The 21,624-nt window shown below is 73.1% G+C and carries 17 protein-coding genes and 1 pseudogene; 5 read left to right on the forward strand and 13 right to left on the reverse strand.

Going from position 1 to position 21,624, the window contains the following annotated elements; all coding sequences use genetic code 11:
* Positions 1 to 19: 19 nt before the first annotated feature.
* The 7 genes from ACIOGZ_RS32795 to rsmI all read right to left on the reverse strand — a co-directional run bounded on the left by ACIOGZ_RS32795 (position 20) and on the right by rsmI (position 6,780).
* Complete coding sequence (locus ACIOGZ_RS32795) at positions 20 to 937, reverse strand: 4-(cytidine 5'-diphospho)-2-C-methyl-D-erythritol kinase (protein WP_363630158.1); 918 nt, start codon at positions 935 to 937, stop codon at positions 20 to 22.
* Positions 934 to 1,878, reverse strand: a complete 945-nt coding sequence (gene rsmA / locus ACIOGZ_RS32800) for a 16S rRNA (adenine(1518)-N(6)/adenine(1519)-N(6))-dimethyltransferase RsmA (protein ID WP_400809497.1) — start codon at positions 1,876 to 1,878, stop codon at positions 934 to 936. Before rsmA ends, ACIOGZ_RS32795 begins: the two co-directional genes overlap by 4 nt.
* A 28-nt stretch (positions 1,879 to 1,906) precedes the next feature.
* Positions 1,907 to 2,506 carry a Uma2 family endonuclease gene (locus ACIOGZ_RS32805; RefSeq protein WP_400809500.1) on the reverse strand — a complete coding sequence of 200 codons (600 nt, stop codon included), beginning with the start codon at positions 2,504 to 2,506 and terminating at the stop codon, positions 1,907 to 1,909.
* Positions 2,507 to 2,576: 70 nt separating this feature from the next.
* Positions 2,577 to 3,455, reverse strand: coding sequence for a TatD family hydrolase (locus ACIOGZ_RS32810; RefSeq protein ID WP_363585337.1), 879 nt, complete (start codon positions 3,453 to 3,455; stop codon positions 2,577 to 2,579).
* Complete coding sequence (gene metG, locus ACIOGZ_RS32815; protein WP_363619213.1) at positions 3,455 to 5,074, reverse strand: methionine--tRNA ligase; 1,620 nt, start codon at positions 5,072 to 5,074, stop codon at positions 3,455 to 3,457. The genes ACIOGZ_RS32810 and metG overlap by 1 nt, the downstream gene beginning before the upstream one ends.
* A gap of 151 nt (positions 5,075 to 5,225) precedes the next feature.
* A complete protein-coding gene (locus ACIOGZ_RS32820; protein ID WP_363585339.1) occupies positions 5,226 to 5,651 on the reverse strand; it encodes a hypothetical protein in 426 nt (141 codons plus the stop codon).
* Between the two features lie 247 nt (positions 5,652 to 5,898).
* Positions 5,899 to 6,780, reverse strand: a complete 882-nt coding sequence (gene rsmI / locus ACIOGZ_RS32825) for a 16S rRNA (cytidine(1402)-2'-O)-methyltransferase (RefSeq protein WP_400988694.1) — start codon at positions 6,778 to 6,780, stop codon at positions 5,899 to 5,901.
* A gap of 106 nt (positions 6,781 to 6,886) precedes the next feature.
* Between rsmI and ACIOGZ_RS32830 the strand changes: the two genes are divergently transcribed.
* Both ACIOGZ_RS32830 and ACIOGZ_RS32835 read left to right on the forward strand, forming a co-directional pair.
* Positions 6,887 to 8,773, forward strand: a complete 1,887-nt coding sequence (locus tag ACIOGZ_RS32830; protein ID WP_400988696.1) for a phospholipid carrier-dependent glycosyltransferase — start codon at positions 6,887 to 6,889, stop codon at positions 8,771 to 8,773.
* Between the two features lie 173 nt (positions 8,774 to 8,946).
* Positions 8,947 to 10,713 (forward strand): penicillin-binding transpeptidase domain-containing protein, encoded by a 1,767-nt coding sequence (locus ACIOGZ_RS32835; RefSeq protein WP_363585342.1) that lies wholly within the window; start codon positions 8,947 to 8,949, stop codon positions 10,711 to 10,713.
* A 25-nt stretch (positions 10,714 to 10,738) separates the two neighbouring features.
* Here the strand turns inward: ACIOGZ_RS32835 and ACIOGZ_RS32840 are convergent, their stop codons facing one another.
* The 6 genes from ACIOGZ_RS32840 to ACIOGZ_RS32865 all read right to left on the reverse strand — a co-directional run bounded on the left by ACIOGZ_RS32840 (position 10,739) and on the right by ACIOGZ_RS32865 (position 18,610).
* The gene (locus ACIOGZ_RS32840; protein ID WP_363585343.1) at positions 10,739 to 11,938 is read right to left on the reverse strand and encodes a glycosyltransferase 87 family protein; all 1,200 of its coding nucleotides are present in this window, start codon (positions 11,936 to 11,938) and stop codon (positions 10,739 to 10,741) included.
* Positions 11,939 to 12,272: 334 nt separating this feature from the next.
* Positions 12,273 to 13,841 (reverse strand): amino acid permease, encoded by a 1,569-nt coding sequence (locus tag ACIOGZ_RS32845; RefSeq protein WP_400988697.1) that lies wholly within the window; start codon positions 13,839 to 13,841, stop codon positions 12,273 to 12,275.
* A gap of 160 nt (positions 13,842 to 14,001) precedes the next feature.
* Positions 14,002 to 15,522 carry a penicillin-binding transpeptidase domain-containing protein gene (locus ACIOGZ_RS32850; RefSeq protein WP_363585345.1) on the reverse strand — a complete coding sequence of 507 codons (1,521 nt, stop codon included), beginning with the start codon at positions 15,520 to 15,522 and terminating at the stop codon, positions 14,002 to 14,004.
* Positions 15,522 to 16,898, reverse strand: coding sequence for an FtsW/RodA/SpoVE family cell cycle protein (locus tag ACIOGZ_RS32855; protein WP_363585346.1), 1,377 nt, complete (start codon positions 16,896 to 16,898; stop codon positions 15,522 to 15,524). The genes ACIOGZ_RS32850 and ACIOGZ_RS32855 overlap by 1 nt, the downstream gene beginning before the upstream one ends.
* A 186-nt stretch (positions 16,899 to 17,084) precedes the next feature.
* Entirely contained in the window at positions 17,085 to 17,768 is a 684-nt protein-coding gene (locus tag ACIOGZ_RS32860; protein WP_363585347.1) for an ABC transporter, read from the reverse strand.
* The gene (locus ACIOGZ_RS32865; RefSeq protein WP_363585348.1) at positions 17,765 to 18,610 is read right to left on the reverse strand and encodes an ATP-binding cassette domain-containing protein; all 846 of its coding nucleotides are present in this window, start codon (positions 18,608 to 18,610) and stop codon (positions 17,765 to 17,767) included. Before ACIOGZ_RS32865 ends, ACIOGZ_RS32860 begins: the two co-directional genes overlap by 4 nt.
* Positions 18,611 to 18,796: 186 nt before the next feature.
* Between ACIOGZ_RS32865 and ACIOGZ_RS32870 the strand changes: the two genes are divergently transcribed.
* From ACIOGZ_RS32870 to ACIOGZ_RS32880, 3 genes and pseudogenes are all read left to right on the forward strand, one after another.
* On the forward strand, positions 18,797 to 20,116 hold the full coding sequence (locus ACIOGZ_RS32870) for a VWA domain-containing protein (RefSeq protein WP_371517392.1): 1,320 nt from the start codon (positions 18,797 to 18,799) through the stop codon (positions 20,114 to 20,116).
* A 2-nt stretch (positions 20,117 to 20,118) separates the two neighbouring features.
* Entirely contained in the window at positions 20,119 to 21,006 is an 888-nt protein-coding gene (locus tag ACIOGZ_RS32875) for a peptidase (RefSeq protein WP_363585349.1), read from the forward strand.
* Positions 21,007 to 21,164: 158 nt separating this feature from the next.
* Positions 21,165 to 21,417, forward strand: a pseudogene (locus ACIOGZ_RS32880) (ATP-dependent DNA ligase); the annotation flags it as partial.
* Positions 21,418 to 21,624 lie beyond the last annotated feature (207 nt).

Consider the following 21,624-nt stretch of genomic DNA (forward strand, 5'->3'; position numbering starts at 1 on the left):
GCCCCGGCACCGGCGGGCCCTACGGCACCAGCGCCGCCCCCGGCACCGGCCCGTACGTGGCGTGCGCGGTCCGGCAGGTGCCGGAGGCCCGCAGCGCCTCGGCGACGGCGGCGGCCGCGTCGGCGTCCTTGGCGAGGAACGCGCAGGTCGGCCCCGAGCCGGAGACGAGGGCGCCGAGCGCGCCGGCCTCGGTGCCGGCCCGCAGGGTGGCGGCGAGCGCGGGCCGCAGCGAGAGGGCGGCGGGCTGGAGGTCGTTGGCGAGGGCGGCGGCCAGGGCGACGGCATCGCCCTGGGCGAGGGCGGCGAGCAGCGCGGGGTCGGCGTCGGGGGTGCGGACGTCGGTGTCGCTGGAGCCGGTGCCGGCCTCCTCGCGCAGACGGTCGCACTCGCGGAAGACGGCGGGGGTGGAGAGGCCGCCGTCGGCGACCGCGAACACCCAGTGGAAGGCGCCGTCGACGGTGAGCGGCTGCAGGATCTCGCCCCGGCCGAGGCCCAGCGCGACGCCGCCGAGCAGGGCGAACGGCACGTCGGAGCCGAGTTCGGCGGCCAGCTCCAGGAGGGTGTCGAGGGCGGTGTCGAGCTGCCAGAGCGCGTCGCAGGCGACCAGCGCGGCGGCCCCGTCGGCGCTGCCGCCGGCCATGCCGCCGGCGACCGGGATGGCCTTGGCGATGTGCAGGTGCACGCCGGGGTCGGCGATGCCGTGGTGGGCGGCGAGCAGGCGGGCGGCGCGGGCGGCGAGGTTGCTGTCGTCGAGGGGGACGACGTGGGCGTCCGGCCCGGTGCAGGAGAGCGTGACGCCCTCCCCCGCCGTGGCGGTGACCTCGTCGCCGAGGGCGACGGCGAAGAACACGTTGGCCAGGTCGTGGAACCCGTCGGCGCGCAGTCCGCCCACCCCGAGCTGGACGTTGACCTTGGCCGGAACCCGCACGGTGATCACTGGGAGTCCGCCTCCGGCTCGTGCTCGGAGATCACCGGCTCGTGCTCGGAGATCACCGGCTCGTGCTCGGAGATCACCGGCTTGTGCTCGGCGATCGCGGCGAACTGCTCCACCGTGAGCATCTCGCCGCGCAGCTTGTGGTCGATCCCGGCCGCCGCGAGCGCCTGCTCGGCCCCGGCGGCGGAGCCGGCCCAGCCGGCCAGCGCGGCGCGCAGGGTCTTGCGCCGCTGGGCGAACGCGGCGTCGACGACGGCGAACACCTCCCTGCGGCTGGCGGTGGTCTTCGGCGGCTCGCGGCGGATCAGCGAGACCAGCCCGGAGTCGACGTTGGGGGCGGGCCAGAACACGTTCCGGCCGATGGCACCGGACCGCTTCACGTCGGCGTACCAGTTGGCCTTGACGGACGGGACGCCGTAGACCTTGTTGCCGGGCTTGGCGGCGAGCCGGTCGGCGACCTCGGCCTGCACCATCACCAGGGTGCGCTCGATACTGGGGAAGGTCGCCAGCATGTGCAGCAGGACGGGCACGGCCACGTTGTACGGCAGGTTGGCGACCAGCGCGGTGGGCGCCGGCCCGGGCAGCTCGGTGACCTCCATGGCGTCGCTGAACACCAGGTCGAAGCTGTCGACCTTGCCGGGCATCCGGGCCGCGACGGTCGCCGGCAGGTGCTGTGCCAGTACCGGGTCGATCTCCACCGCCGTGACGTGCGCGGCCACCTCCAGCAGCGCCAACGTCAGCGACCCGAGCCCGGGGCCGACCTCGACCACCGCGTCCTCGGCCGTCACCCCGCCTGCCCGGACGATCCGCCGCACGGTGTTGCCGTCGATGACGAAGTTCTGCCCGCGCTGCTTGGTCGGCTTCACGCCGAACGCGGCCGCCAGCTCCCGAATGTCGGCGGCGCCCAGCAGGTGGCTGTCAGGGGTGGGGTCGGTGGTGCTCACGCGCCAAGGATACGGGCGCGCGGGGCCCTCAGAGTTCGACGACCTGGGCGAGGTCGATCTCGACGGGGTACGGCACCGAGGTGCGGAGCACGCCCTCATGCTGGGCGACGGGCAGGTAGACGCCCTTCTCATCGTCCCGGTGGAACTCGTGCACGATCGGCAGGTTGTCGAGGCCGCGCTCGACCCGCCAGTAGTACGGGATCTTCTTCTCGGCGTACTGGCCTGGCTTGCGGAAACGGTCGACGACCCTGGAGCCGGGTGATACGACCTCGACCGCCAGGACCACCGACTCGGGCGGGGTGCACTCCAGCTCGAAGAAGTCGAGGCCGGTCTTGTCGATGACGACGACGTCGGGCTTGGAGGTGTTGTATTCGTCGAGCAGGACGCAGCGCTCGGCGTTCACGACGTAAGGCGTGGTCCGCGCGCCGGACAACCTGATGAGCAGCTGATCGCGCACCTGGTCGTGCCACCACTTCGCCATCCCTCGGACCACGACGGCTCCGTCCACCAGTTCCCAATCGAACGGCAGGTCGAGGTCCTTGACCTGCTCGTACGTCCAGCCCTGGGACGGCGGATGCATCCAGTCGATCGGCTCGGCGGTCATCGCCACCTCCCTCACTGCACTCATGCTAGCCAGCCCAAGAAGCAGCCGGGAGTGCCGAATCGTTCCGCCGGAATCAGACTTTCGTTCGACCGGCTCAGTACCCGAAGGCCCGGGCCGTGTTCTCCGCGATCGCCGTGGACAGCTCGTCCTCGTGCAGCCCCAGCGTGCCGGCCATCGAGCGGACGGTGACCGGGATGAGGTACGGGGCGTTGGGCCGGCCGCGGTAGGGGTGGGGGGTGAGGAAGGGCGCGTCGGTCTCGACCAGGACCCGGTCGAGGGGGGTGGCGGCGAGGGCGTCGCGCAGCGGCTGGTTGGCCTTGAAGGTGACCGGGCCGGCGAAGGACAGGTACCAGCCGTGTTCGGCGCAGACCTTGGCCATCTCGGCGTCGCCGGAGTAGCAGTGGAAGACCGTCCGCTCGGGGGCGCCTTCCGCCAGCAGGACGGCGATGACGTCCTCGTGGGCGTCGCGGTCGTGGATGACCAGGGCCTTGTCGTGCCGCTTGGCCATCTCGATGTGGCGGCGGAACGACTCCTTCTGGATCTCGACGCCCTCGGGGCCGGTGCGGAAGTAGTCGAGGCCGGTCTCGCCGACGGCGCGGACCTGCGGGAGGGCGGCGAGCCGGTCGATCTCGGCGAGCGCCTCCTCCAGCGCGGCCTCGCCGCCCGCCTTCCGCTGCTGGCCGGACCAGCCGTCCGCGTCGCCGAGGAAGATCCGCGGCGCCTCGTTGGGGTGCAGGGCGACGGCCGCGTGCACCTGCTCATACTGGGCCGCCAGTTCGGCGGCCCAGCGCGAGCCGGGCACGTCGCAGCCCACCTGGACGACCGTGGTGACCCCGACCGAGGCGGCCCGGGCCAGTCCCTCGGCCGGGGTGCCGGCCTGCATGTCGAGGTGGGTGTGCGAGTCGGCCACCGCCACGGCCAGGGGTTCCGGCAGTGGCGGCGGGGTCGACCGGGCGTCGTCCTTGGCAGACATCAGGAGGCGGGCTTCTCTTCGAGGCGCGGGAACAGGATCTCGCCCTTGGTGACGGTGCTGCCGGCGGGCAGCCGGCCCCAGTCGGCGGTGGTGGCGATGGTCTGCGCGGCGAGCGCGCCGAGGCCGGCCTCGGCGCCGAGCGAGGTCCACAGCTTCTCGGCGGTGGACGGCATCACCGGGTTGAGCATGACGGCGGTGCCGCGCAGCGCCTCGGCGGCGGTGTAGAGGATGGTGGCGAGGCGGGCCCGGCCCTGCTCCGAGTCGTCCTTGGCCACCTTCCACGGCTCCTGCTCGGTGAGGTAGCCGTTGACCTGCTTGACGAACTCGAAGATCGCCGCGAGGCCGCCGGCGAAGTCCAGCTCCTCGCCGATCTTCCGGTCGGCGGTGGCGAGGGCCGTGGCGAGGCCGTCCGCGATGGCCTGCTCGGCGTCACCGGGGGCGGCGGCGGCCGGCAGCGCGCCGTCGAAGTACTTGCCGACCATGGCGGCGACCCGGGAGGCCAGGTTGCCGAAGTCGTTGGCGAGTTCGGAGGTGTACCGGGCGGTGAAGTCCTCCCAGGAGAACGAGCCGTCGGTGCCGAAGGGGATCGCCCGCAGGAAGTAGTAGCGGTAGGCGTCCACGCCGAAGTGCGAGGTGAGGTCGGTGGGCGAGATGCCGGTCAGGTTGGACTTGGACATCTTCTCGCCGCCGACCATCAGCCAGCCGTTGGCGACGACCCGCTTGGGCAGCGGCAGGCCCGCGGCCATCAGCATGGCGGGCCAGATCACGGCGTGGAAGCGCAGGATGTCCTTGCCCACCAGGTGGACGGAGGCCGGCCACAGTTCGGCGAAGCGCTCCGGGTCGCTGCCGTAGCCGGCCGCGGTGATGTAGTTCTGCAGCGCGTCCACCCACACGTACAGGACGTGCTTCTCGTCCCAGGGCAGCGGGACGCCCCAGTTGAAGGTGGAGCGGGAGATCGAGAGGTCCTTCAGGTCCTGCTCGACGAAGCGCAGCACCTCGTTGCGGGCCGAGGCCGGCTGGATGAAGTCCGGGTTGGCGGCGTAGAACTCCAGCAGCTTCGGGCCGTAGGCGGAGAGGCGGAAGAAGTAGTTCTCCTCCTCCAGCCATTCGACCGGCCGCTTGTGCACGGCGCAGAGCTTCTCGTCCTCGGTGGCGCCGTCGAGCAGTTCGGCCGGGAGCTTGAACTCCTCGCAGCCGACGCAGTACGGGCCGGAGTAGCCGCCCTTGTAGATCTCGTCCTTGTCGTACAGGTCCTGGACGAACTCCTGCACGCGGTCGGTGTGGCGCTGCTGGGTGGTGCGGATGAAGTCGTCGTTGGCGATCTCCAGGTGCTCCCAGAGCGGCTTCCAGGCCTCTTCGACCAGCTTGTCGCACCACTCCTGCGGGCTGACGCCGTTGGCCTCGGCGGTCCGCATGATCTTCTGACCGTGCTCGTCGGTGCCGGTCAGGTACCACACCTTCTCGCCGCGCTGGCGGTGCCAGCGGGTGAGGACGTCGCCCGCCACGGTGGTGTACGCGTGGCCCAGGTGCGGGCGATCGTTGACGTAGTAGATCGGGGTGGAAACGTAGTACGCCGGGGCGGTCGCCCCGGTGGTGCTGTGGTCTGCAGTGGCCGCCATGGTCGGAAAGCTTAGTCGGGCCCGCCCGCAGCCCTCGACCGGATTGCCGCCCGCCGCCCTCGACGGATTGCCGCCCGGCCGGCGACGGCGGGGGCCGCCCGCCGCGCTGCTCGCGGCGGGCGGCCCCCGGGTGCGCTCCCGGTGCCGGCGGTCAGCCCAGCAGCCGCGACCAGAACCGGGCCCAGCGTCCGCGCGGCTTCGCGGGGTCGGTCACCGGGGCCGCCCCGGCCGGCTCGGCGTGCGCCGGGTAGCCGGGGGCGTGGTGCCAGGACTGGTCGGCGGTGGCGACCCGGCCCTCGCGCATGATCCGGACGGTGTGTCCGCCACACCCCGGGCAGGTCGGCTTGAGCAGCGGGGACGGTACCCGGACACCGTTGGCGTGGTATTCGAACACGACGTGCCCGTCCTTGCCGGCGTGGTGCTCGATGTCGTACGCCTGCTCCCAGCCGTACCCGCATCGCAGGCAGGCGAAGGAGTAGGCCTCCCGCACGGTCTCGACGGGAGTGTGCGGCCGTCCGGCCAGGCCGGGGGCGCTCAGCGCGTTGCCACCGAGGGGGCTACCGATCATCTCGCTCATAGCCGTCTCCCAGCGCCCGCCGGGCGCTCGCCCGGCTGGGTCTTTCCATTCCAGGAAATGCCCTGACGGCCTCGGCCGATGCCCTGCTTGTGAAGAGTTGGACGCGGGTTGGGAACTCCTATACGAAAGGCCTGGATCGTTCCGGAAACCGCGACCGAACTTTCAGCTCCGTGGGCGTTTACCGGGGCCTTCCCTCAAAGGTACGACTCCCCCGGGGTCACGCAACCCCCCGGAATTCACCCCTCTTTCACGGCCCCGTTCCCGCCCCCTTCGCGGCCTCGTTCTTCGCCTCGTTCTTGGCCGCCACCACCGCGTCGAACACCTCCCGCTTCGGCAGCGCGAGCTCCGCCGCGACGGCCGCGATGGCCTCCTTGCGGCGCTCCCCGGCCTCCTCCCGGACGGCCACCAGCCGGGCCAGTTCGGCGGGGGTGAGCTCCTGCGGCGCCGCCGGCGGGGCGCCCGCGACGACGACGGTGATCTCGCCCCTGACGCCTTCGGCGGCCCAGGCCGCCAGGTCGCCGAGGGGTCCGCGTTTCACCTCCTCGTACGTCTTGGTGAGCTCGCGGCAGACGGCGGCGGGCCGATCGGCGCCGAACGCCTCGGCCATCGCGGCGAGCGCCTCGGCGATCCGGTGCGGCGCCTCGAAGAAGACCATGGTGCGCGGCTCGGCCGCGATCGAGGCGAGCTGCCGGGCCCGGTCGCCGGTCTTGCGCGGCAGGAAGCCCTCGAAGGTGAAGCGGTCGACGGGCAGGCCGGACAGCGCGAGCGCGGTGAGCACGGCGGACGGCCCGGGCACCGCGGTGACCTTGACGTCGGCCTCGACGGCGGCGGCGACCAGCCGGTAGCCGGGGTCGGAGACGGACGGCATGCCGGCGTCGGTGACCAGCAGCACCCGGGCGCCGCCGAGCAGTGCCTCGACCAGTTCGGGGGTGCGGCCGACCTCGTTGCCCTCGAAGTAGGAGACCACCCGCCCGGCCGGGGTCACCCCGAGCGCCTGGGTGAGCCGGCGCAGCCGCCGGGTGTCCTCGGCCGCGATCACGTCCGCCGTGGCCAGTTCGGTGAGCAGCCGGGGCGGGGCGTCCGAGACGTCGCCGATGGGGGTGCCTGCGAGAACGAGTACTCCTGTCACGGGCCCCATCCTTGCAGCTACCGCGGCCCGGGGGCTTTTGGTGACGATTCGGGCAGCTTCCGAGGGAGCGGTCACACGTGCGAGAAGCGCCCCTACGATGTGGCGGATGAACGGCGACACGGCGGCGCGCACGCCCACTGGTACAGACCACACCGCGCAGGATGGCGGCGACGTGGCCGGCCTGCCGTCCTCCGCCGTCCCGACTCCGCGGCCCGCCGACCAGGCCGGGAGCCCCGCGCGGCCCGACCAACCCGACCAGTTCGACCGCCCGGACCAGCCCGGCCAACCCGACCAGCCCGGCAGCGCCGCGCGCAGCTGGCGCGAGCGGCTGGCCGGGTTCGGCTACGCCGGCCGCCCGGTGGCCCCGCTGGCCGAGCGCCTGGTCCCGCCGATGCCGGACGGCCCCGGGGTGACCCCGGCGGTGGTGCCTCCGTCGCCGCTGCTGCTGCGGCTGGGCGTGTCCGTGCCGCCGGCCGTGTGGTCGTGGCTGTGCCGCTGGTCCGGCTGGCTGGGCCCGATCGCGGTGGCGGTGTTCGCCGGGATCCTGCGCTTCACCAACCTCGGCCAGCCGCACGCGATCATCTTCGACGAGACGTACTACGCCAAGGACGCCTACGCGCTCTGGCACGGCGGCTACGAGATCAACTGGCCGGACGGCGCCAACGAGCAGATCATGACGCCCGGCGCGGCCGTCCCGTACCGCTCGGCGGCCTCCTACGTGGTCCATCCGCCGGTGGGCAAGTGGATCATCGGCGCCGGCGAGATGCTGTTCGGCATGAACCCCTTCGGCTGGCGGTTCGCGGTGGCCCTGCTCGGCACGCTGTCGGTGCTGATGGTGGCCAGGATCGCCCGCCGGCTGTTCCGCTCGACCCTGCTGGGCTGCGTGGCCGGCCTGCTGCTCTCGGTGGACGGCCTGCACCTGGTGCTCAGCCGCGCCGCGCTGCTGGACCTGGTGGTGATGTTCTGGATCCTCGCCGCCTTCGGTTTCCTGCTGCTGGACCGCGACCGCACCCGGGCCCGGCTGGCCGACCGGCTCGGCGGGGTGCCGGACGCGGTGCTGGCGCAGCGGGCGAACCTGGGCTGGCGCCCGTACCGGATCGCGGCCGGCGTCTGCGTCGGCCTGACCTGCGCCACCAAGTGGAGCGGCCTGTACGTGGCGGCGGCGTTCGGCGTGATGACGGTGCTGTGGGACGTCGGCGCCCGCCGCCTGGCCGGGGCCCCGCGCCCGTACCTGGCGACGCTCGCCCGGGACGTGGTGCCGGCCTTCGTGTCGGTCGTGGTGGTGTCGCTGGTCGTCTACGTCACGTCCTGGTGGGGCTGGTTCGCCAGCAGCAACGTGCCGGGCAAGGGCGGCTGGGGCCGGGACTGGGCGGTGGGCCGCTCGACCGACTACCCGTGGATACCCGAGGGGCTGCGCGCCCTGTGGCACTACCACTCGACGGTCTACGACTTCCACACCCACCTGAGCGACCCGCACACCTACCAGTCGAACCCGTGGTCCTGGCTGGTGCTGGGCCGGCCGGTCTCGTTCTTCTACGAGTCCCCCAAGCAGGGCCAGAGCGGCTGCACGGCCGCCGAGTGCGCCCGCGAGGTGCTGGGCATCGGCACCCCGCTGCTGTGGTGGGCGGCCGTGGTGGCGCTGGTGTACTGCCTGTGGCGCTGGGTGGCGCGGCGGGACTGGCGGGCGGGCGCGGTGCTGTGCGGCCTGGCCGCCGGCTACCTGCCGTGGTTCGCCTACCAGCAGCGGACGATCTTCCTCTTCTACGCGGTGGTGTTCGTCCCGTTCCTGGTGCTCGCGGTGACCATGCTGGTCGGTGCGCTGATCGGGCCTCCGGGGGCCTCCCGGGACCGCCGGATCATCGGTTCGGCGGCGGCCGGGCTGCTGGTGCTGCTGATCGTGTGGAACTTCCTCTTCTTCTTCCCGCTGTTCACCGGGCAGACGATTCCGATGGACGACTGGCGCCAGCGGATGTGGTTCAACAGCTGGATCTGATCGACACCGCTGTTCCCCGAATCATCCGTATGCGGTGCACGACACGTACCAGATCCGTCACAACTCGCGGGCATTTCGTCGGCGCACCGATCGGCGCTGCCTAGGGTGGGGGAACAACGTGTCCGGCCCCGGTCGGTCGCGCCCGTCCGGCAGACCCTTGGGGGAACAGCACCATGCGCAGAGGCGCGAAGATCGGCATCATCACCGGCGTCTCCGTCGCCGTGCTCGCGGGCGGTGGCTACGGGGCGTACAGCCTGATGGGCGGCTCGGACTCCGGATCGTCCTCGGCGAAGAAGCCCCGCACGGTGGTCGCCGAGCCGCCCTCGGCCGAGCAGGCGACCAACGGTGCGAAGGACTTCCTGGCGGCCTGGGCGGCCGGCGACCTGGACAAGGCCGCCGCGCTGACGGACGACCCGGCCGCGGCCACCACCGCGCTGACGGCGTTCCGCGACCAGGTCAAGCCGAGCGCGCTGACCCTGGCCCCGGCCGGCCCGGCCACCCCGCAGGCCTTCGCGTCGGCCACCGGCACCCCCGCGCCGGCCAAGCCCTCCGCCGGAGCCTCGGCCACGTCGTCGGCGGGCGCGACCCCCGGTGCCACCGACTCGCCGTCGGCCTCCGCCTCGGCCGGCCCCGCCGGTGTGCTGATGGGCTTCAAGGCGCGCGCCGAGTTCGCCGGCACCAACCGGGTCTGGGACTACAACGGCTTCCTGAACGTCGTGAAGATGAGCGACAACACCCCGGCCGTGCACTGGGCGCCGACGGTGATCCACCCGCACCTGTCCGGCAACGAGACGATCGCCACCCAGCAGGTCTTCGCCCCGCCGTCCACCGTGGTGGACCGCAACGGCAAGCCGCTGCAGGGCGCCTCGCTCACCCCGGCGCTGCTGTCCACCCTCCAGGACAACGCCCACAAGCTGCTGCCGCCGGACCCGAACAAGGACCAGGACGCGGGCAGCGCGGTGGTGATCAGCGACCCGGCCGGAAAGGGGGCCTCGGACAAGCTGTTCACCATCGTCGAGCCCAAGCCCGGCAAGCCGTTCAAGGTGACCATCGACAACACCATCCAGGCGGCGGCCGAGAAGGCGATGACGGACCTGGGCGGCAAGTCCGGGTCGATCGCCGCGATCGAGCCGAGCACCGGCCAGGTGCTGGCCTTCGCCAACGCGCCGGCCAGCGGTCAGAACCGGGCCTTCACCGGCCTGCTCGCGCCCGGCTCGACGATGAAGATCGTCACCTCGACGGCGCTGCTGGAGGCCGGGGTCAACCCGGACACCGTGGTGGCCTGCCCGGAGAAGAGCAGCAACCCGGTCGCGATCCCGAACGACTTCCCGGGCGCCTTCCCCAACAACACGCTCCAGCAGGACTTCATGGTGTCCTGCAACACGGCCTTCATTAACCAGGGCCTGACCAGCCTCAAGCCCGAGACGCTGTCCAGCACGGCCAAGGACGTGTTCGGCATCGGCCTGGAGTGGAAGACCGGTCTGCCGAACACCGACGGCAAGGTGCCGCCGACGCCGGGCAGCAAGGACGAGCAGGCCATGAACTACATCGGCCAGGGCAAGGTCCAGATGAACCCGCTGGCCATCGCCTCGATCACCGCGACCGTCCAGAGCGGCGCGTTCAAGCAGCCGATCCTGGTCGCCGGCCTGCCGCAGCAGGCGGCGGCCCGCCAGATCGCGCCGGACGTCGCGGGCAAGCTGCGCGCGATGATGAACGCCACCGCCACCGGCGGCACGGCCAAGGACGTGATGGCCGGGATCACCGACAATGCGGGTGCCAAGACCGGCTCCGCCGAGGTCGCCGGCGCGACCACCACCAACAGCTGGTTCACCGCCTTCCGCGGCAACATCGCGGTCGCCGCCGAGGTGCAGGGCGGCGGCCACGGCGTGGACGCGGCCGGCCCGGCCGTCGCCTCGCTGCTCAAGGCCGCGGGCCGCTAGAACAACCCGTCCGGACGGAGCCCGCTCAGCCCCGTGGCAGGGCGGGCTCCGGTCTGCCCGGCAGCCGGTGCGGCGGGATCGGGCGCCGGCTGCTCCAGCGCCGGGCCGCCAGCCGCGGCCAGATCACCAGGACCACCGGCAGGGCGAGGTAGCCGAACCGCCCGGCCGGGGCGAGCATGAACGCGATCGCCAGCCCGGCGGCCAGCAGGTCGGCGGCCGCGATCGCGGACACCGGCGGCCTGGCGAGCAGCCAGATGGCCACCCCGATCCCGCCCATGGTCATCAGCGCCAGCGAGACGGAGTGCCCGGTCGGCCCGAAGCCGGCCAGCACCTTGCCGGGCAGCGGGCTGCCGGCCGGCGTGCGGATGGCGGTGAGCCCGAGCGGGAAGCGCACCACCTGCTCGCGCAGTGCGTCCGCCCGGGTCAGCGCGGAGGGCAGGAGCACGGCCAGGCCGGCACCGAGCGCGATCAGCGTGGTCCGGGCGGCGGGTCGGCGGCCGTACAGCCGCCACAGCAGCAGGGCGGCGACCGGCAGCGCCGGCCAGGCCGTCCACTTGAGGGTGCAGGCGAGGGCGAGCACCAGGCCGGCGCCGACGGTGCGGTCCCGCTCGGCGAGCGCCATGGCGAGGCAGCAGAGGCCGATCAGCGGCAGGTCCACCCCGCCGACGACGAGGGCCAGCGAGATCAGCGGCGAGGCGGTGAGCACGGCGAGCGGCAGCAGCGGCGCGCGCTCGCGGGTGGGCCGCAGCAGCCGCCAGCTGGCCAGCAGGCAGACCACGAAGGCCAGCGCGAACCAGATCCGGGCGTCCCCGGCGACCTGGGCGAGGTCGGAGCCGTCGCCCAGCAGTTGGCGCGGCATCCCGAACAGGGTCATGGCCGGCAGGTACGGGTTGTAGTCGGTGACCACCACCGGGTGCGGCAGGTACGGGCTGCCGGTGGTGAGCAGCAGGTGGGCCGAGCGTTCGACCACCATCACCTCGGACTGGTGGCGGCCCTGCACGGCGAGCAGGGCGAGCGGCGCGAGGACGGCCCCGGCGAGCGCGACCACGGCGGCGGCGCGGGCCGCGTAGCGGCGCGGCAGGGTGACGCAGAGCAGCCCGGCCAGGACGTAGGCGGGGGCCGCGATGAAACCCCACATCCGCTGGTTGGGCAGGTCGGAGACGAGCGGGAAGGCGGCCGCCCAGCCGGCCGCGATCAGGCAGCCGAGCAGTTGGACGGTGCGCATCGAGGCGAGTCGGGCGGGATTCAGCCGATCGGGCGTGGGCGGGAACGTGCTCTCGCCACGCTGGCGGGGGAATGGCCGACTGGAGAAGCCGAGGGGCGGTCGTCCTGGTCCGGACGGCGCTCCGGCGGGGGTCGGCGGGGCCGGCGTTCTGCTGCGGCCGGTGAAGCGGCCGCGCGGGCGGGAGAAGCCGGGCGTGCGGGTGCTCACCATGGTGGAAGGTTATGGGTGGTGGCCGGGCCCTGTCGCCATGGCGTGGGGCACGTAGCGGGAGGTGGCATGAGGGGGGCCGCCGGGTGTCGTGGTCGGCGGCCCCCCATGTCCGGATTCGTCCGGCTCAGCTGTTGCGGTGGCCGGTGGAGCTGTCCGCCGTGGCGGCCTGCGCCTGCTGCTCCAGCTTGGAGTGCTTGATGCTGTAGCCGAAGTAGACGACCACGGCGACGGCGAGGGCGATCGCGCCGGCCCGGAAGGTGTCGGCGTGCAGGCCGGTGATCAGGTAGGCGCAGAAGGCGACGCTGAGCAGCGGGACGACCGGGTAGCCGGGGACCTTGAAGCCGCGCGGCAGGTCGGGCTGGGTGCGGCGCAGGATGATCACGCCGATCGAGACGACCGAGAAGGCGATGAGCGTCCCGAGGCTGGTGATGTCGGCCAGTTCCTTCAGCGGGACGAAGGCGGCCAGCGCGCCGACGCCGAGGCCCACCACGAGGGTGTTCCAGACCGGGGTGCCGGTGCGCGGGGAGAGTTCGGCGAAGCGCTTGGGCAGCATGCCGTCGCGGCCCATGGAGTACAGGATGCGGGTCTGGCCGTAGATCACCACGAGGGTGATGCTGAAGATCGAGAGGATCGCGCCGATCGCGAAGACGATCGAGGGCCAGGTCTGGCCGGTGATGTCCTGGAGGATCTGGGCGAGGCCGGCCTCCTGGCCCTGGAACTTCTGCCACGGCTGGGCGCCGATGCCGGCGAGGGCGACCAGGATGTAGAGCAGGGTCACCACGACCAGCGAGATGATGATCGCCAGCGGCAGGGTGCGGCGCGGGTTCTTGACCTCCTCACCGGCGGTGGACACGGCGTCCAGGCCGATGAAGGAGAAGAAGATGCTGGAGGCGGCGACCTGCACGCCGCCGATGCCGAGCGGCATGAACGGGGTCAGGTTGCCGGAGTGGAAGCCGGTGAGCGCGACGCCGACGAACAGCAGCAGGATCAGGATCTTGATCCCGACCATGGCCGCGTTGACCTTCACCGACTCGCTGACGCCGCGGATGAGCAGCACGCAGACCATCGCGACCAGCAGCAGCGCCGGCAGGTTGAACCAGTGGGTGTCGTTCGGCGCGCCGGACAACTGCTCCGGGATGGTGAAGCCGAAGGTCAGGTCGAAGAACTTGTTCAGGTACTCGGCCCAGCTCACCGCGATCGCGGAGGCGGAGACGCCGTACTCCATCAGCAGGCAGATGCCGACGCCGAACGCGACGCCCTCGCCGAGGGTGGCGTAGGCGTAGGAGTACGAGGATCCGGAGACCGGGATCGCGGAGGCCATCTCGGCGTAGCAGAGCGCGGTGAGTCCGGCGGTGACCGCGGCGAGCACGAAGGACAGGATGACGGCCGGGCCGGCCGAGGGCACCGCGCTGCTGAGCACGAAGAAGATGCCGGTGCCGATGGTGGCGCCGATGCCGATCGAGGACAGCTGCCAGAGGCCGATCGTGCGACGCAGGTGGATGCCGGAGCGTCCGCCCTCCTCGGGCGCACCGGCCGGGAGGCCGTCCCGGCCCTCGCTCTCGGCGATGAGGGACGAGACGGGCTTGCGTCGCAGCAGACGCGCACCGAGAGAGTTGCTGGTCACAGCTGCGGTCCTTCTGGGCGGGGGAGGGTGTCCTGGCGGCCGGTCACTCGACGCGTCATGGGGTGTCATCGGGGACCAACCGAACAAAGATGGGACAGTACCCCGCGAAAGCACCAGTGTCGCAAACGAACAGTCCGGATCGGCGCATTGTACGAATTGGCGCATGAGTCTATACAAACCGGACACTTCGCAGACGGCGGATTCGCCGTCCAGCAGCTAAGGCAGCAGTTCAGCGGCCCAGCACCGCCCGCATCACCGAGCGGGCGATCGGCGCGGCCAGCCCGCCGCCGGTGACGTCCGTGGCGTCACTGTCCGCGATCACCACGGCCACCGCCACCGGCGGCACCGCGTCCGAGCCGGCGGGCTTGGCCCAGGAGATGAACCAGGCGTACGGCGTCCCGCTGTTGTCCACCCCGTGCTGCGCGGTGCCGGTCTTGCCGCCGACCACCGCGCCGCCGATCCGGGCGTTGCCGCCGGTGCCGTTCTCCACCACGTCGGTCATCAGCTTCTGCACCTGCCCGGCCACCGCCGGGGTCATCGCCCGCCGGTACACGGCGGGTTTCATCAGCTGCACCGCGGTGCCGTCGCCCTTCGTCAGTCTGTCCACGAGCTGTGGACGCATCACCGTCCCGTCGTTGGCGATCCCGGCCGCGACCATCGCCATCACCAGCGGGGTCGCCGCGGTGTCGAACTGCCCGATCGAGGAGAGCGCCACCTGCGACTGGTTCATCGTGGTGTCGAAGTTGGACCGGGCCGGGCGCACCGGCATGTCCAGCCTGGCGTCGTTGAAGCCGAAGTTCTCGGCCATCGCCACCATCGGGTCCAGCCCGGTCCGCACCCCGAGGTAGCCCAGCACGCTGTTGCAGCTGTAGACCATCGCGGTGTCCAGCGACTGGCCGGGCCGGTCGCACGCCGAGGTGTCGTTGACCAGCGGCGTGGTCGTCCCGGGCAGCACGTACGGGTACGGCGCGTCGGTCGGCGCGTCGGGGTCGGTGACCACCCCGGCCGCGAGCGCGGCCGCCGCCGTGACCACCTTGAAGGTCGAGCCCGGCGGGTAGGTCTGGCGCAGCGCCCGGTTGAGCATCGGCTGGTCGGTGTCGGCCTGCAGCCGGTTCCAGGCGGCCTGGTCGGCCGCGGCGGAGCCGGCGAAGCTGCCCGGGTCGTAGGACGGCGTGCTGGCCAGGGCGAGGATCCGGCCGGTGGCCGGCTCGATCGCGGCCACCGCGCCCTTCTGGCTGCCGAGCCCGCGCACCGCGGCCTCCTGGGCGGCCCGGTTCAGGGTGGTGTAGACGTCCCCGCCGGGGTTCTGCCTGCGGGCGACGGCGTCCCAGACCGCCCAGCCGGCCAGTCTGCTGTCCGTCCCGGACAGCAGGTCGTCCTCGATCCCCTCCAGCTGGGTGTTGCCGTACGCCTGCGAGGCGAAGCCGGTGACGGCCGCGTACGTCGGACCGTCGGTGTAGGTGCGCTTGTAGTCGTACCGGCCGCCGGTGGGTTCGGAGCCGGTCACGGTGTCCGCGCCGACCCGGATGTCGCCGCGCGGCTGCGAGTACCGCTCGATGGTGAGCCGCTGGTTGGCGGCGTTGTGGTTGAGGTCCTTGGCCTGGAACACCTGCACCCGGGTGGCCTGGACGCACAGCGCCGCGACCAGCAGCAGGCAGAAGACGCCCGCGCGGCGCCCGGTGACGGAGATGCCCGGCAGGCCCTGCGGCCCGTTGCCCCGGGCGCGCGGACGGGAGCGGGTGCGCACCATCAGTCCTCCTCCGACACGGGCGCGGACACGGACACGGGCAGGACCGGGGCCGGGGCCGGGGCCGGCCGACGCGCGATGTCGCTCATCCGCACCAGCAACGCCACGATGATCCAGTTGGTGACCACCGAGGAGCCGCCCTGCGCGACGAACGGCAGCGTCATCCCGGTCAGCGGGATGAGGTCGAGCACCCCGCCGGCCACCACGAACACCTGGAGGCCGACGATCGCGGCCAGGCCGATCGCCAGCAGCCGCCCGAACGGGTCGCGCAGCGCGATGCCCGTCCGGAACCCCCGGGAGATCAGCAGCGCGTACAGCAGGAACACCGCGACGAGCCCGGTCAGGCCGAGTTCCTCGCCGATGGTGGCGAGGATGAAGTCCGACTTGGCGGCGAAGCCGATCAGCACCGAGTGCCCGTCGCCGAGCCCGGTGCCCAGTTCCCCGCCCCAGGCGAAGGCGAACAGCGACTGGGCGATCTGGTTGGCGCCCTTGCCCGCCGCGATCGAGCCCAGCGGGTCCAGCCAGTCCGTCACCCGGCTGTGCACGTGCGGCGAGAGCCAGCCCACCGTGACCGCCCCGACCGCCGCCAGGACCAGCCCGATCACGATCCACCCGGTGCGCGCGGTGGCCACGTACAGCATCACCACGAACAGGCCGAAGAACAGCAGCGAGGTGCCGAGGTCCGTCTCCAGCACCAGGACGCCGACGAACGCCGCCCAGATCAGCAGCACCGGCCCGAGCACCCGGCCGCGAGGCAGCTGCCAGCGCCAGACCCGGCGGCCGGTGAGCGCCAGCGCGTCCCGGTGCACCGCCAGGTAGGCGGCGAAGAAGACGGCCAGCAGGATCTTGGCGAACTCCCCCGGCTGGAAGGACAGCGGCCCGAGGACGATCCAGATCCGCGAGCCGTACACCGGCGGGAAGAAGATCGGCAGCACCAGCAGGACCAGCGCCACCAGCGCCCCGAGGTAGGCGTACCGCTGCAGCCGCCGGTGGTCGCGCACCAGCAGCACGACCGCGATGAACAGCGCCACCCCCAGGCTCGACCAGAGCAGCTGGGTGGAGGCCGCGCCGACGCCCGAGGTGGCGCGGTCGAGCCGGTAGATCACCACCAGGCCGATCCCGTTGAGCAGCACCGCGATCGGCAGCAGCAGCGGGTCCGCGTACCGGGCCCGCCTGCGGACCACGGCGTGCGCCAGCAGGGCGAGCACGCCGAGCGCGGCGCCGTACTCGGCCGCGTCGGCCGGCACCCTGCCGTCCAGGTTGACGCCGACCTCGACGTAGCCGAACACGGCGATCAGCACGGCGGCCAGGACCAGCAGCAGCTCGGTGGTGCGCCTGGTCGGCACCGGCCGGCTCGGCCGGGCTGCGGTTCTCGTCACGGCGGGGGGTGTCGCCACGGACCGTCCTGGGGGTCGCGGGGAGCCGGAGCGCTGTTCCGGGGGATGCCAATCGGAATGGACCGGCGGCACGAAGCCGGTTCACCCAGGTTCGTCACCCTAACGAGCACTATCCATATTTATCGGCTTTTTGCTGCGGTGTGTCCGCCCTTGGCATGAATCCTCCGCTCACTCGGGCCGCCGTCCGGCCAGCGCCGCCGCCCCGGCCGCCGCCGCGGCCAGCAGGACGGCGGCCGGCGGCAGTTCCGCCCACGGCACGGCGACCCGACCGGTGCGGGCCGCCGAGACCAGACCGCGGACCGCCGCGTTGGCCGGCGAGAGCGGCGCCACCAGCGCCAGCGCGGCCAACGCCAGCGCCACCGCGATGCCGTACTGCGGCCGCGCCAGCACCGGCCGGTTCGCCAGCGCCCCGGCCACCACCCCCAGCAGCACGCACACCACCGCGGCCGACGCCCCGGCCGCCAGCGCCGGTCCGACCGGCGGCTGCCGCTCCACCCCCGGGTTGGCCACCGTCCCGCTCAGCCACCACAGCGCCGCCACCTCGGCCGCCGCCAGCACCAGCCCGGCCGTCAGCGCCGCCAGCAGCGCGCCCAGGTGCACCCGCGGCGGCCCCGCCGCCGCGACCAGGCAGGCCCGCGAGGCCGACGGCTCCGCCCCGAGCGCGCTGCGCACGTACCAGGCGCTCACCGGCAGCAGCACGGCCGCGCCGTAGCCGAGGTCGCCCAGCAGCGGGTTGCCCGCCGACACGCCCACCACCAGCAGCAGCGCGTACGCCAGGAACGGCGGCAGCCAGGCGTGCGAGCGCACCAGCAGTTCCAGGTGGTACCGGGTCAGCGCCCCGAGCTGCCTCACCGCCGCCCCTCCCGCTGCCGCACCGCCAGCACCCGGACGGCCGGTCGGCCGAGCAGCAGCCGGCGCAGCAGCGCTTCCGTGTGCGCGGCCGGCACGGTCAGCCGCACGGCCGTGCCGGCCAGCGGGGTGAGCCGCGGCGCCCCGGGCAGCCGGGGCGGCAGCGGGGTGCCGTCCGGGACGTCCACCTCGACCTCCGTCTCCGGGCCGCCGTCCGGCACGGGCCCCGCCTCCTCGGCGGGCCGCAGACCGCCGTCCGCGCCGACCTGGTAGGCGGCGCTGGTCAGCCCGGCCAGCCGGGCCGGGTCGTGGTCGACGAACAGCACCGCCCCGCCGTCCGCCGCCCGCTCCGCGGCCGCCTCGTCCAGCACCGCCCTGGCGTCGGGGTCGAGCCCGGTCCAGGCCTCGTCCAGCAGCAGGACCGGGGCCTGCGCGAGCAGCGCCTGCGCGACCGCGACCTTCTGGCAGGTGCCCTTCGACAGCCGGCTCAGCGGGGTGCCCGCCCGGTCCGCGATGCCGAAGCGGTCCAGCCAGTCCCCCGCCCGCCGCCGCGCCCGCTCCGCCGACAGCCCGTGCACCCGGCCCACCCGCAGCAGGTACGAGGCGGCGTCGAACGGCAGCGCGGGCGGGAAGCGTTCGGGCACGTACGCGGCACCACCCGCGCGGGCCACCCGCCCGGCGGTCGGCCGCTCGATCCCGGCCGCCAGCCGGAGCAGCGTCGACTTGCCGCTCCCGTTCGCCCCGGCGATCCGCACCAACTCCCCCGGCCCGACGGCGAGATCGACCCCGCGCAGGACCCATCGCCCGCGCCGCCCGTACCGTTTTCCGACCCCCGTCAGCTCCACCGCGCCCCCATTCCCGCCCGGACTCGCACGAAACCCGCACGGAAGGCTATCCAGCCCGGGTAGGGCGGACGTAAGTCCGCGCAGCCCCGACCGCCTTTCCACGCGCCGGAGTTCACGCCGTGGCGGGGTGGCGCACGATCCGCTCTCGTTTGGCCATCGCGAACTGATGATCCCTAGGATCACCGGGTGACTACCGGACGACGACCAAAGACCAGGCTCGGCAGCCTGCTGGGCGCCCTGGCGATAACGGGCGCCTCGCTGCTCATCGGCCTGCCCGCCCACGCCGACGAACCATCAGCCGGAGCCGCCGCGCCCAAGGAGGCCCCCAGGGTCGACCTCGTCCTGGACGTCAGCGGCTCCATGAACGAGCGGGACATCCAGGGCAAGAGCCGGATCTCGGTGGCCCAGCAGTCCCTGAACGACGTGATCGACGCGCTGCCCGCGGAGACCGAGTTCGGCATCCGCACCCTGGGCGCGAACTACCCCGGCAACGACAAGACCCAGGGCTGCCAGGACACCAAGCAGCTGTACCCGGTCGGCAAGACCAACAAGGTCGAGGCCAAGACGGCCGTCGCCACCCTGCGGCCCACCGGCTGGACCCCGATCGGCCTGGCCCTGCGCGGCGCGGCCCAGGACCTCGGCAAGGGCGAGACCACCCGCCGGGTGGTGCTGATCACCGACGGCGAGGACACCTGCACCCCGCCGGACCCCTGCGACGTCGCCCGTGAACTCGCCTCCCAGGGCATCCACCTGGTCGTCGACACCCTCGGCCTGGCCCACGACGACAAGACCCGCCAGCAGCTGCTCTGCATCGCCAACGCGACCGGCGGCACCTACACCGACGTCCGCACCCAGGAGCAGCTCACCGACAAGGTGAAGCAGCTGGTCGACCGCTCCAACGACACCTACGCGGTGACCCCGGTGAAGACCTCCGGCGCCGACAAGTGCGAGAGCGCCCCGGTGCTCGCCCCGGGCGTGTACAGCGACCGCGAGAAGTTCTCCGAGCACCGCGTCTACAAGGTCCCGGTCAAGTCCGGCCAGGAGCTGCGCGCCTCGGTCAGCGTCGGTCTGGACCGCGCGGTGGCCCGGGACTACGGCGTCCTGCTGCAGGCCACCAGCGCGACCGGCCAGGAGCTGGTCCGCGGCACCGACGCCGGCAGCAGCCGCACCGACGTGATCTCCACCGGCCTGCGCTGGTCCACCAGCGACTCCAAGGGCTACATCACCACCGGCCCGACCTCCTCGTCGAGCGCCAAGCCGGAGACCACCGTCTGCCTGGTCGTCAGCAACTCGCTGGCCCCGCAGGCCGGCGTCCAGGCCGACCCCGGCCTGCCGCTGGAGCTGACCGTCGACCTGGCCACCGCCTCGTCCGCCCCCGAGGGCGCGGCGATGGGCCTGGGCCGCGGCTGGATCCTGCTGCTCACCCTCACCCTCGCCGGACTGCTGTTCGGCCTGGTGTTCGGCTGGATCGCCCGCTGGCGGATCTCTGTCTGGCGGGAGAACTGACCATGCGACCGACCACGCGCACGACCCTTCGCGGCGCCCTCGCCGCCCTCGCCCTGCTGCCCGCCCTCGCGCTGGCCGCCCCGACCGCCTCCGCCGCCTCCCCCTCGCCCTCGGCGAGCGCGAGCGGCGCCCCGGCCCCGGCCACCAAGGCCGGCACCTCCTTCCTGACCGCGACCAACCTCTCCCCCGGCCAGGACGCCAACGTCGCCGCCTCCACCGGTGACTACCTGTACTGGGCGTTCGGCGCCTCCGAGGGCCAGACCCCGACGATCGGCCTGACCGTCAACCTGGCCCCCGCGACCGACCGGCACGGCCCGCAGACCTGGTCCGCCGAGGTCTTCGACGGGCTCCGCCGCCGCCAGTCCTGCACCGCCGGCACCCAGAACGCCACCGGCGACCAGAACACCGGCACGCTCACGCTGAGCTGCACCCTGCGCGAGATCCGCTCCTGGGCCGAGCCGTGGTCCGGCGACCCGCTGCCCGGCACCTACTACGTGCGGCTCTCGGTCAGCGACGTCCCGCAGACCGACCTGGGCCTGGCCACCTCCGTCCAACTGCACGTCAGCGCGAAGGGCAACGCGGACAACGCCCAGCCGGAGGGCGGCGAGCTCAAGGCCCCGCTGGTCCCGCCGGCCGGCGGCGGCGCCAGCACCGCCAAGGCGGCCGCCCCGGTGGGGGCCGAGGAGCACTGGTACACCGGCTGGTTCTCCGGCTGGAACAGCCGCTGGTACTGGACCATCGGCGGCGGCGCCCTGGCCGCCCTGGCGGGCGTCCTGGGCTACAACCTGACCCGGCACCCACGCGGCTACCGCCCGCCCCGCTACGGCGCCGTCCCGCCGCAGTCCGGCGCCCCCCAGCCCGGCCCCTACGCCGGTTCCCAGCGCCCCTGACCCACCCCGCCCAACCCTGAGGGCCGGCCGGACTCCCCCGGCCGGCCCTCGGCCGTTCCCGCTCCGGTTCCCGCTCCCGCCCCCGTGCGCGACCGACCGGCGACCGGGACCGTCCGAGGGCCTCGCCGGCCGCCCGGGCGGCCGGCGAGCCGGGGCTCGGCCCGTGGGTGATGCTCGGCAAGACCTTCAAGGGGCTGACCGAGCGGACGCTCGCCTGGCAGACCGCCGAGTTGCTCGCCCGGGAGACCGGGCGGGACGCCCGGACGGTGCCGGTCCGGCCGGAACTGGTCGTCGAGGTCGCCTTCGACGGCCTCCAGCGCGGCCCCCGCTACCCCGCCGGGCTGGCCCTGCGGTTCACCCCGGGTGGTGCGCTACCGGCCGGACAAGAGCGCCGCCGAGGCCGACACGGTGGCCTCCGCACGGGAGTTGGCCACCGCCGAAGGCTCTTGTGAGGCCGTCCGCGCGGCCTGGTCCGCCGACCCGTCCGGCGAAGTACCGCCGGTTGAAACGCATTGCGCCGCAATGGGGGTTCACACACAGGGGCCGAGTCAGCCATTCTCGATCCGGCCACCGTACCCCTCCGTGAACGGACCAGCGACGGCTAGGTTGACCGTGACA

Source organism: Kitasatospora sp. NPDC088160 (genome assembly GCF_044741445.1).
Classification (GTDB): Bacteria; Actinomycetota; Actinomycetes; order Streptomycetales; family Streptomycetaceae; genus Kitasatospora.